The 10311-nt window shown below is 71.3% G+C and carries 9 protein-coding genes; 7 read left to right on the top strand and 2 right to left on the bottom strand.

Going from position 1 to position 10311, the window contains the following annotated elements; translation table 11 throughout:
- Window positions 1-982 (bottom strand): hypothetical protein (locus D7Y21_RS37495; RefSeq protein WP_147469484.1); only part of this gene is annotated, 982 nt, incomplete at its 3' end.
- A gap of 178 nt (window positions 983-1160) precedes the next feature.
- Here D7Y21_RS37495 and D7Y21_RS37490 point away from each other — a divergent pair.
- Entirely contained in the window at window positions 1161-1991 is an 831-nt protein-coding gene (locus D7Y21_RS37490; protein WP_121718251.1) for an urease accessory protein UreD, read from the top strand.
- Here the strand turns inward: D7Y21_RS37490 and D7Y21_RS37485 are convergent, their stop codons facing one another.
- Window positions 1992-3230, bottom strand: coding sequence for a hypothetical protein (locus D7Y21_RS37485; protein ID WP_121718250.1), 1239 nt, complete (start codon window positions 3228-3230; stop codon window positions 1992-1994).
- 122 nt (window positions 3231-3352) lie between these two features.
- Between D7Y21_RS37485 and ureA the strand changes: the two genes are divergently transcribed.
- The 6 genes from ureA to D7Y21_RS37455 all read left to right on the top strand — a co-directional run.
- Window positions 3353-4138 (top strand): urease subunit gamma, encoded by a 786-nt coding sequence (ureA, locus tag D7Y21_RS37480; protein WP_121718249.1) that lies wholly within the window; start codon window positions 3353-3355, stop codon window positions 4136-4138.
- On the top strand, window positions 4135-5850 hold the full coding sequence (gene ureC / locus D7Y21_RS37475) for an urease subunit alpha (protein ID WP_120568373.1): 1716 nt from the start codon (window positions 4135-4137) through the stop codon (window positions 5848-5850). The genes ureA and ureC overlap by 4 nt, the downstream gene beginning before the upstream one ends.
- A gap of 13 nt (window positions 5851-5863) precedes the next feature.
- On the top strand, window positions 5864-6526 hold the full coding sequence (locus D7Y21_RS37470; RefSeq protein ID WP_121718248.1) for an urease accessory protein UreF: 663 nt from the start codon (window positions 5864-5866) through the stop codon (window positions 6524-6526).
- 26 nt (window positions 6527-6552) lie between these two features.
- Window positions 6553-7269 carry an urease accessory protein UreG gene (gene ureG / locus D7Y21_RS37465; RefSeq protein WP_120599188.1) on the top strand — a complete coding sequence of 239 codons (717 nt, stop codon included), beginning with the start codon at window positions 6553-6555 and terminating at the stop codon, window positions 7267-7269.
- A gap of 98 nt (window positions 7270-7367) precedes the next feature.
- Window positions 7368-9848 (top strand): ATP-binding protein, encoded by a 2481-nt coding sequence (locus D7Y21_RS37460; RefSeq protein WP_370039837.1) that lies wholly within the window; start codon window positions 7368-7370, stop codon window positions 9846-9848.
- Window positions 9848-10311, top strand: a 464-nt coding sequence (locus D7Y21_RS37455) for a DUF6597 domain-containing transcriptional factor (protein ID WP_370039835.1), incomplete at its 3' end; no start/stop codon positions are given. The genes D7Y21_RS37460 and D7Y21_RS37455, both read left to right, overlap by 1 nt.

Here is a 10311-nt window from a genome sequence, read left to right as displayed (position 1 = left end):
TGGTGGGCGGGGGGAAGGGGGTGGTGCTCTGCGCGGTCGCTTTGCCGGTGATGCGGCCGAAGTGGCTGAACCGGCCGCTGCACGTCCCGGCGCAGGTGCTGTAGACGGGCTGGAGCATGCGCACGGGCTTCACCAGCCCGCCGGGCTGCCGGATGCCGAACTCCTGCGTGAGGATGGAGGCCAGTGACGTGCAGTGGAGGGTCAGGGTGACGCGGCTGCTGCCCTGCGTGGTCAGGCGGGCGTTGGAGGACTTGTTCTGGGACAGGGGGCGCGAGTACAGGTTGTGCGCCGCGCCCAGGCTCGTTCCCGAGGAGTTGGTGCGCGAGTAGGACGCCTCCCAGGAGCACTGGCAACCCTCGGCGGGGCCGATCTTGCTCAGGCCGTGGGCGTAGCTCAGGGCCTCGCCGTACAGCGAGGGCTCACGCCGGGCCACCTCGCGCACCAGGTCGAACTGTTTCGTCCCCAGCTCCTTCTCGATGGCGCCGAGGGTCTTCTGCAGGGCGTTGCTCACGTGCAGGACCTCGCGGCTGGCGGAGATGCCCGGCGCGGCCGTCAACTGGCAGGTCTTCTCGTCCTCGCAGGCGAGGCTGACGTCATAGGGCTGGCTGGCCAGCTCCCGGCCCTGCGCCTCACGCACGACGAGCCGCTGGGCCCAGCCCGTCTCCCACGGCTCCTGCACCGCGCCGGACAGCTTCACCTCCACCTCCTCGCCGGCCTTGGGCGAAAGCCGCTCGCCCGCGGTGATCTTCTCCGTGCCGTCATAGGACAGGACCTCCACCTCCCCGGGCAGGGACTTCGACTCCGCGGACCAGCGGATGCGCGCGGTCAGCTCGCCGTCCTGCATGGACACGTTGACGATGGTGGCAGGCATCTCGCGCGTTTCAGCGGCGTGGGCGGGCGCGGCCTCGAAGAGGCCGCCCACGGCGAACGAGGAAAGGGTCAGGGCTCGAAGCCAGGGGGCTCGGGAGGAACGACGGTGCATGGTGCTGTCCCTTGGGAAGAGGGGTTCCGCCATTTCTGACATGCGATGTCAGATTTGGCGGCCCGCCCCAAGAGCAGGTTGCGTGCCAGCGAGCCTCATGTCTGTCGCGAGGGATGCGGCTGTAGCGCGAAACGCTACGCGGGCCGGGTCTGCTGCCCCGCCGTGCTAGAAGGGAAGGGTGATTTCCGCTCATCCCGGCCCGGAGCGCGCGGGCGTCGCGCGGCTCGCGTTCGAGCGCTCGGGGCCCCGCACCGTGGTGCGCACCGCGCTGGCGCACAGCCCCTTGCGGCTGCTCACGCCGCGCAACCACGGCCACGCGGCGTGGGCCTATACCAGCTCCTTCGGTGGCGGGCTGGTGGACGGGGACCACCTGCGGCTGGAGGTGGACGTGGCGGACGGCGCGTCGGCGCTGCTCGCGACGCAGGGCGCGAACCGGGTCTACCGCTCGCCCAACGGTTGCCGCAGTGACCTCGTCGCGCGCGTGGGCCGGGATGCGCTGCTTGCCTGGGTGCCGGACCCCACCGTCTGCTTCACCGACGCCCGCTATTCACAGACGTTGGACGTGACGCTGTCACCGGGAGCGTCGCTGGTGCTCGTGGACGTGGTGACGGCGGGCCGCAGCGCCCGGGGCGAGCGCTGGGCCTTCCTGCACTACGCCTCGCGCCTGCGCGTCGCGCGGGAAGGGCGCGCGCTGGTGGATGAGCGTTGGGTGCTGGACCCCGCGCACGGCGCGCTGCCGGAGCGGCTGGGCCGCTTCGACGCGCTGGCGTCCGTGCTGCTGGTGGGGCCCGCGTTGAAGGACGCGCGCGAGGCCCTGGCCGCGCGCGTGGCGGGTCTGCCGGTGAAGCCTCGCGCCCGGGAGGTGGTCTCCGCCAGCCCCCTGGGCGAGGACGGCCTGCTGCTGCGCGTGGCGGCCGTGTCATTGGAGACGCTGCTGGCCACCACGCGTGACTGGCTGTCCTTCCTACCGGGCCTGCTGGGAGATGATCCGTGGGCCCGGCGGGTGTGACTAGTAGCGGGTGATGTCGAACGTGGCGTAGCCCTTGTACAGCTGGTCGATGTGATCCGCCGTCAGGTTGACCGCGTCCTTGTGGTTGTTCGTCTTCCACTCGGCGGTGTTCGCGTCCAGCAGGCGGTTCGGGCCGTCCGTCTTGTGCAGGCCCAGCACGTGGCCCTCCGCGGCCTCACCCGACTTGCGCAGGCCGATGCGGTAGTGGCCGTTCTCCTTCGTGCCGTCGTACATCTTCTGCGCGAAGGTGTCGGGGGTGATGGGCTCGAAGTCCTGCACCTTCACGCCCGGGTGGCCGCCGCCACGGCCCGTGCGGAAGTCGTCCACCAGGTGGGAGATGGACTGCTGCTTCTGGGCGATGGCGTCCTTGTCCTGGGTGAGCTGGGCCATCCCCGCCTTGAGCTCCTGGGTCAGCTGGTTGCGCTGCGCCGTCAGCCCCTGGCGCTGCTCCAGCGTCAGGTCCGGGTTGGTGAGCAGCTCGTTGATCTCCTTGCGCTGCGCGCTCTTGCCCTGGAGCTGCTTCACGCTGCCCTCCAGCTTGGAGATGTCATCCAGGTGCGCGCCGTTCAGCTTCGTGAGTGCGTCGCTCTGCAGGTGCTCGGCGTGCTGCTTGTCGATGAGCTTGCCGAAGTGGTTGTCCGTCAGCTTGCCGAACGCCTGCGAGCCCTTCAGCGGGTCACCGCCCGCCTCCTTGCCGGTGCGGATCCACTCGGAGGTCATCGCGCTGCACACGCCCGCGTCCGTGCCGGCGGGCATGTTCGGCTGCTTCAGCATCGGGTGGCCGCCCTGGTCCGTGTAGCGCAGCACCTCCGCGCCCGGATTCTCCAGCTTCATGTCCTCGACGATCTTCTGGATTTCAGGGCGCGGCGTCATGGCCTTGCCCTTGCCCGGCGTGCGGCCCAGGGCCATGTCCGCGATGTCGCTCTCGGAGAGGTTGGGCGATGGAAGCTGCGGACCCTGGAGCGAGTTCGCGTCGATGTTCGGGCGCGACGGCGAGGCCTGGGGGCTGCCGGACGGCTTGAACGCGTCACCCTGGGGCGTCGTCCCGGTGGGCGTTGTCGGCCGGGAGACATTCGGCGAGCCCGTGGGCGACGTGGTGGGCGACGTGGTGGGCGTCGTCGGCTTCGCGGCAGGAGCGCCCGGCTTCGAGAAGGTCGGCTGGGCCACCGTGTTCGTCGTCTTCGGTGGAGCGGGAGGCGCCTTGGGCGTCTTGGGGAAGCCGGCCTTGAAGCTCTTCATGGGGGACTCCGGAGGGGGAGAACGGCGCGAGGGGCCCCCATCCTGGCCCACGCTGACGCGCCGCGCTAGGGTCTGCCAGGTCGGCGCATCCCGCACCCCGAAGAACCGAGGGAGTCGGACCCATGCATCTGTCCCCCCGTGACGTGGACAAGCTGCTGCTGCACCAGGCGGGCGTCGTCGCCCAGAAGCGGCTGGCGCGAGGCCTGCGCCTCAACTACCCGGAGGCCGTGGCGCTCATCGCCACCCAGTTGCTGGAGTACATCCGTGACGGCCGCAGCGTGGCGGAGTTGATGGACCTGGGGCGCCGGTTCCTGGGGCGCGCGCAGGTGATGGACGGCGTGCCGGAGATGCTGGCGGAGGTGCAGGTGGAGGGCACCTTCCCGGACGGCACCAAGCTCGTCACCGTGCACCACCCGGTGGTGGCGGAGCACGGGGACCTGTCGCTGGCCCTCTACGGCAGCTTCCTGCCGGTGCCGCCGCTGGAGCGCTTCACCGTGCCCGCCGCGTCACCGGAAGGGCCGCCCGGGCACGTGCGCGCGGCGGAAGGCGCGCTGGAGCTCAACGCGGGCCGCAAGGCCATCACCCTGCGCGTCACGCACCGGGGCGACCGGCCCATCCAGGTGGGCAGTCACTACGCGTTCGCGGAAGTGAACCGCGCGCTGGTGGTCGACCGGGGCCGCGCCTACGGCCACCGGCTGGACATCCCCGCGGGCACGGCGGTGCGCTTCGAGCCCGGCGAGGTGAAGACGGTGCCGCTGGTCCCCATCGCGGGCGAGCAGGTGGTGCGCGGCGGCAACGCGCTGGGCAGCGGCAAGGTGTCCGACGAAGGCCGTGAGCGCCTGTTGGAAGCCGTGCGAGCGCAGGGCTTCGGTCACGAGGATGAGACCCCCGAGGAGGAACGCTCATGAGCCGCAAGCTGGATCGCCGCCACTACGCGGACATGTTCGGTCCCACCACGGGGGACCGGGTGCGGCTGGGCGACACCGGCCTGTGGCTCCAGGTGGAGCGTGACGCCACCGTCTACGGCGACGAGTGCAAGTTCGGCGGCGGCAAGGTGCTGCGTGAAGGCATGGGCCAGCGCGCGGGAGTAGGGGACGCGGACGCGCTCGACTGCGTCATCACCAACGCGCTCGTGGTGGACTGGACGGGCATCTTCAAGGCGGACGTGGGCATCAAGGCGGGGCGCATCTCCGCCATTGGCAAGGCGGGCAACCCGGACGTCATGGCGGGCGTCACGCCGGGCATGGTGGTGGGCGTCACCACGGAGGTCATCGCGGGTGAAGGGCTCATCCTCACCGCGGGCGGCCTGGACACGCACATCCACTTCATCAGCCCGCAGCAGGCGGACGAAGCCATCGCCAGCGGCATCACCACCTGGGTGGGCGGCGGCACCGGCCCCGCCACCGGCACCAACGCCACCACCTGCACGCCGGGCGCGTGGAACCTGGCGCGCATGCTGGAGGCCACGGACACCCTTCCCCTGAACATCGGCCTCACCGGCAAGGGCAACACGTCCCTGCCGGAGGGCTTGTTGGATCAGGTGCGCGCGGGCGCCATTGGACTCAAGCTGCATGAAGACTGGGGCACTACGCCCGCGGCCATCGACACGTGCCTCACGCTGGCGGACGCGGAGGACGTGCAGGTCACCATCCACACGGACACGCTGAACGAGTCCGGCTACGTGGATGACTCGCTGGCGGCGTTCAAGGGCCGCACCATCCACACGTACCACTCGGAGGGCGCGGGCGGAGGCCATGCGCCGGACATCATCCGCGTGTGCGGCGCGCCCAACGTGCTGCCCAGCTCCACCAACCCCACGCGGCCGTACACGGTGAACACGCTGGACGAGCACCTGGACATGCTCATGGTGTGTCACCACCTGGACCGCGAGATTCCGGAGGACGTGGCCTTCGCGGAGAGCCGCATCCGCGGAGAGACGATTGCCGCGGAGGACATCCTCCACGACCTGGGCGCCATCAGCATGATGGCGTCCGACAGCCAGGCCATGGGCCGCGTGGGCGAGGTCATCACCCGCACGTGGCAGACGGCGCACAAGATGCGCGAGCAGCGCGGGCGGCTCCCCGGCGAGCAGGGCGACAACGACAACCTGCGCATCCGCCGCTACGTGGCGAAGTACACCATCAACCCGGCCATCGCCCACGGGCTGTCCCACGAGGTGGGCTCCGTGGAGCCAGGCAAGCTCGCGGACCTGGTGCTGTGGCGGCCCGCCTTCTTCGGCGCGAAGCCGGAGCTGGTGCTCAAGGGCGGCTTCATCGCGTGGGGCCAGATGGGGGACGCGAACGCGTCCATCCCCACGCCGCAGCCGTACCTCATGCGCCCCATGTTCGGCGCGCGTGGAAGGGCGCGGGGCTCCACGAGCATCACCTTCGTGTCCGGGCGCGCGTTGAGGGAGGGCACCGTGCAGGGGCTGGGGCTCACCAAGCGGCTGTCCGCGGTGGTGGGCTGCCGCGCGCTGGGGAAGAAGGACATGCGCCTCAACGACGCGCTGCCGGTCATCACGGTGGATCCAGAGACGTACGAGGTCCGCGCGGACGGGGAGCTGCTTCGCTGCGAACCCGCCACCTGGCTGCCTTTGGCGCAGCGCTACTCGCTGTTCTGAAGGAACGCGCGCCATGGCTTCCGGCTGGAGGGTGTTGCAGCTGGCGGACTCGGGCTTTCCCACGGGGGGCTTCGCGCACTCGGGGGGCCTGGAGGCCGCGGTGCAGGCGGGCGAGGTGCGCGGCCCGGGTGACGTGCGGCGCTTCGTGGAGGCGCTGGTGTGGCAGGCGGGGCTGGGGGGCCTGCCGCTGGTGGGCGCGGCGTGGCGCGAGCCCTCTTCCCTGCCGGCGCTGGACGCGCGCGCGGATGCATTCCTCACCAACCACGTCGCGAACCGGGCCAGCCGCACACAAGGCAGGGCCTTCCTGGACACCTGCGCGCGCATCTTCCCGGAGGCCGTGGGGCCCGTGCGCGAGGCGGCCCGCGCGGCCCGTGTGAAGTTCCACCACGCGCCCGCGTTCGGCGCGGTGCTGCGCGCGCTGGACGTGGAGCAGGAGGACGCGCTGCGACTCTTCCTGTCGCTCACCCTGCGGGGCGCGCTGTCCGCGGGCGTGCGCATGGGCGTCATCGGCACTCATGAATCCCACCAGGTGCAGCACGCGGCCACGCCGCTACTGGAGGCCGTCCTGGAGCAATGCAAGGCATTGGGCGTGGAGGCCCTGGCCCAGCCCGCGCCGCTGTGGGACCTGGTGGGCGCCACGCACGACCGGCTGTACTCCCGGCTGTTCCTGTCCTGAAACAAGAGACGAAAAGGAAGCGCGACATGCACGACGACGACCACCGCGGCCATGGGCAGGACGGGCACGAGCACACGCACGAGGACTGGGAGCACCCGGGCCACTTCGACGCGCGCGACAAGCCGCACCGGCGTGACTACTCGCAGCGGGCCTTCACGATTGGGATTGGCGGGCCGGTGGGCAGCGGCAAGACGGCGCTGGTGCTGGCCCTGTGCAAGAAGCTGCGCGACCAGTACCGCCTGGGCGTGGTGACCAACGACATCTTCACCAAGGAGGACGCGGAGTTCCTGGTGCGCAACCAGGCCCTGTCCCCGGAGCGCATCAAGGCGGTGGAGACGGGTGGCTGCCCCCACGCCGCCATCCGCGAGGACATCAGCCACAACCTGCTCGCGCTGGAGCAGTTGATGGAGGAGCTGCACCCGGAGCTGCTCATCGTGGAGAGCGGCGGTGACAACCTGGCCGCGCAGTACAGCCGCGAGCTGGCGGACTACACGGTGTACGTCATCGACGTGGCGGGCGGGGACAAGGTGCCGCGCAAGGGCGGGCCGGGCATCACCCAGTCGGACCTGCTGGTCATCAACAAGACGGACCTGGCGCCGCACGTGGGCGCGGACCTGGGCGTGATGGACCGCGACGCCCGGAAGATGCGCGGCGAGGGCCCCTTCGTCTTCACCCAGGTCACGCATGACGTGGGAGTGGACGCGGTGGTGGGGCATCTGCTCGACGCCTGGCGGCGGCGATAGGAAGGCGCCTGGCGGCGGAGATAGGGACTGGACGAACGGTCCGTCCCGGGCCGCACTCCGCCACTGACAGCTGGAGCGGGACGTGTAGTGTGCCGCCCGTGGGCATCCTCGAGCGGGCACGGGTGGAGTGGTTCGCGGCGGCCTTCGGACTTGTCGTGGGCACCACGATGGTCTTCGTGCCCTACGAGTTCGGGGCCGCCATCTTCCAGGTCATCTACCCGTACGTCCGCTCGCTCGGCAGCCTCTTCCTGGTGGGCTCGGCGACGATGCTCGCCGCGATGCTGTACCCCACCTGGCCGCCCTTCGTGGGGTGGCTGGGCCGGGTGCTCTTCCTGGCGGCGGTGGCGTTCTACTGGTGGGCCGCCACCGTGCTGCCCCGGGGCATCACGGGCTTCATCCTGTACCCGCTGATGGCGGGCATGCTGCTGCTGGAGCGGGCCCACCGCTTCCAGGGGCGGGGCCTGCTGCCGGTGTTCATCGCCTGCGTGGCGCTGAGCTTCGGCGGGTTGATGGTCCTGGTCCCCAGCAGCTTCATCCGCCTGTCGCTGCTGGCGTTCGGACCGTTCATCCGGCTGCTGGGCGGCGCCTTCCTGGCGACGGGTGCCCTGCTGGCGGTGGGGCTGTGGCGCGGCCACGAGCGGGCCTGCCGCATCGCCGCGGGCAGCATGAGCGTCCTGTTCCTGAACATGACGCTCGCGCTGGGGTCGCGAGGCTCCTGGGCCGGGATGGGCGTGTACGCGGTGCTGGCCCTGGCCTGTCTGCTGTTGTGGCGGATGCGTCAGGTCCCGGCGCCGTCCGGGGTTCGCTGGCGGCTGTTCCGGGGCATGGCCCTGGCGTCGGTGCTGCCCATCCTGGGCGTGGGGGCGGTGACGTCGTACGTGGCCCAGCGGGCCATCTCGGCGGAGCTGCGCGGCAAGGCGCAGCAGGCGGTGCTGGCGGAGACGGCGTGGCTGGAGCAGTCGGCGGCCATCGCGCGCTCGCTCCTGCGTTCGCAGAGCCGGGACCCGGGCTTCATCGAAGCGGTGCGCAACGGGGACCGCAAGGAGATGGTCGAGCGAGTGGAGTTGCTGGAGAACGACACCGGCCTCTTCGACGCGGCGTGGCTGCTGGACGCCACCGGGGAGACGCTGGTGCCGTCCAAGCGGCTCAACCGCCTCACCGGCAATTTCGCGGAGCGCGAGTACTTCCAGCAGGCGCTGCACGGGGGCGACGCGGTGTGGGTATCGCGGCCCTTCCTCACCCGCGCGGGGCTGCCCTTCATCGTCTTCTCCACCCGGGTGGACCTGGGGGACGGCCAGCGCGTGGTGCTGGTGGGCGGGCTGTCCTTGAATCGGCTGGGCCTCCAGTCGACGCTGGCCTCGCGCAGCTACCACGTGGAGCTGTTCGACCGGCGCGACGGCATCCTGCTGCGCGAGACCGAACGCGGCGACGTGCTCACGCGGGCGCCGGTGCTGGGGATGTTGGCTCCGGAGGCGCTGTCGGCGCGGGAGGGCGTGCTGGAGGCGTTCAATGAATCCGGGCGCCGCCTGCTGGTGGCGCACGCGCAGGTGCCGGACACGGAGTGGACGGTGGTGGTGACGGCGCGGCTGCGCGAGGCGTTCGCGCCGGTGACGCGCATGGGCGCGTGGGTGGTGGGCATCGCGGTGCTGGCGGGCGCCATCTCGCTGCTCCTGTCGCAGTGGGTGGGGCGGGACGTGGCGGTGCGGCTGGAGACGCTGCGGGACGGCTTCGCCGCGCTGGGCACGCCCGCTCGGGAGCTGCGGGTGCAGGCCCTGGGCGACGACGAGGTCGCGCAGCTGGCGGACGGCTTCAACGACATGGCGGCGCGCATCGACCGGACGCAGAAGGAACTGCGCGAGGCCATCGCCATCCGGGACCAGTTCCTCTCCATGGCGAGCCACGAATTGCGCACGCCGCTGACGCCGCTGAAGGCGACGCTGGAGCTGCTCATCCGCCAGTCGGAGTCCGGCGTGGGGCTGACGCCGGAGCGGCAGCGCGCCACCTTCGAGCGGCTGACGCGGCAGGTGGACCGGCTGACGCGGCTGATTGGCGACATGCTGGACGTGTCGCGATTGCAGTCGGGGCGCTTCGCGCTGACGGTGGCGCCCATGGACCTGACGGCGCTGGCGCTCGAGGTGATGGAGCGCATCCAGTCCACGCGCCCGGAGCGCCAGGGGTTGTTGTCCCTGGACGCCCCGGACGGGCAGCTGGTGGGCCGGTGGGACGAGCAGCGGTTGGATCAACTGCTGACGAACCTGGTGGAGAACGCCCTGCGCTATTCGCCGCCGGGGACGCCGGTGTCCGTGCGGGTGCGCGAGGAGGACGGGCAGGTGCGGATGGACGTGGAGGACCGGGGCATCGGCATTCCGCAGGAGAGCCTGCCGCAGCTCTTCACGCCCTTCTTCCGCGCGCGCAACGCGACCGAGCACTACGCCGGAGGGCTGGGATTGGGGCTGGCCATCTGTCGCGAAATCGTGGAGCGCCACGGGGGCCGCATCCAGGCGAGCAGCGAGGGGCCGGGGAAGGGCACGTGCTTCACGGTGTGGCTGCCCCGCGCGGCCGTCGCGGACGCGGCCTGATGCGCTACGTGGAGGCGAGCCCCTGCGCGGCGCTGGCGCCGTACGTCCAGTGCTACTGGGCGCTGGAGCTGTCGGGAGCGGCGCCGGTGGGAGTGCACCGGGTGCTGCCGGACGGGTGCCTGGACATCCTGGTGGACCTGACGGACCGGGTGGGGCTGCACGTCGTGGGAGCGATGCGGGCGGCGGAGGTGGTGCCATTGTCCACGCATGCGTCCTTCATCGCGGTGCGCTTCCGGCCCGGGGGCGCGCAGCCGTTCCTGCGGCTGCCCTTGCTGGAATTGACGGACGCGAAGGTGGCGCTGGGGGACCTCTGGCCGCGCGAGGCGCGCGAGTGGCGGGAGCGGCTGGGCGCGGTGGAGGGGACGGCGGCGCGCTTCGCCCTGCTGGAGCGGCTGCTGCTGGGCCGGCTGCCCGGGCAGGAGGGGGACGTGGGGGTGCGGCACGCAGTGGACCTCATCCTGGG

This window comes from Corallococcus sp. AB045, from assembly GCF_003668895.1.
GTDB lineage: Bacteria > Myxococcota > Myxococcia > Myxococcales > Myxococcaceae > Corallococcus > Corallococcus coralloides.
The sequence above is the reverse complement of the archived record's forward strand: the minus strand, read 5'-3'. Positions and strand labels throughout refer to the sequence as shown.

Excerpts from the sequence above, each read along its gene's own strand:
- D7Y21_RS37485 (WP_121718250.1), bottom strand. The coding sequence starts at position 3,230 with ATGAAGAGCTTCAAGGCCGGCTTCCCCAAGACGCCCAAGGCGCCTCCC.
- ureA (WP_121718249.1), top strand. The coding sequence starts at position 3,353 with ATGCATCTGTCCCCCCGTGACGTGGACAAGCTGCTGCTGCACCAGGCG.
- ureC (WP_120568373.1), top strand. The coding sequence starts at position 4,135 with ATGAGCCGCAAGCTGGATCGCCGCCACTACGCGGACATGTTCGGTCCC.
- D7Y21_RS37470 (WP_121718248.1), top strand. The coding sequence starts at position 5,864 with ATGGCTTCCGGCTGGAGGGTGTTGCAGCTGGCGGACTCGGGCTTTCCC.
- ureG (WP_120599188.1), top strand. The coding sequence starts at position 6,553 with ATGCACGACGACGACCACCGCGGCCATGGGCAGGACGGGCACGAGCAC.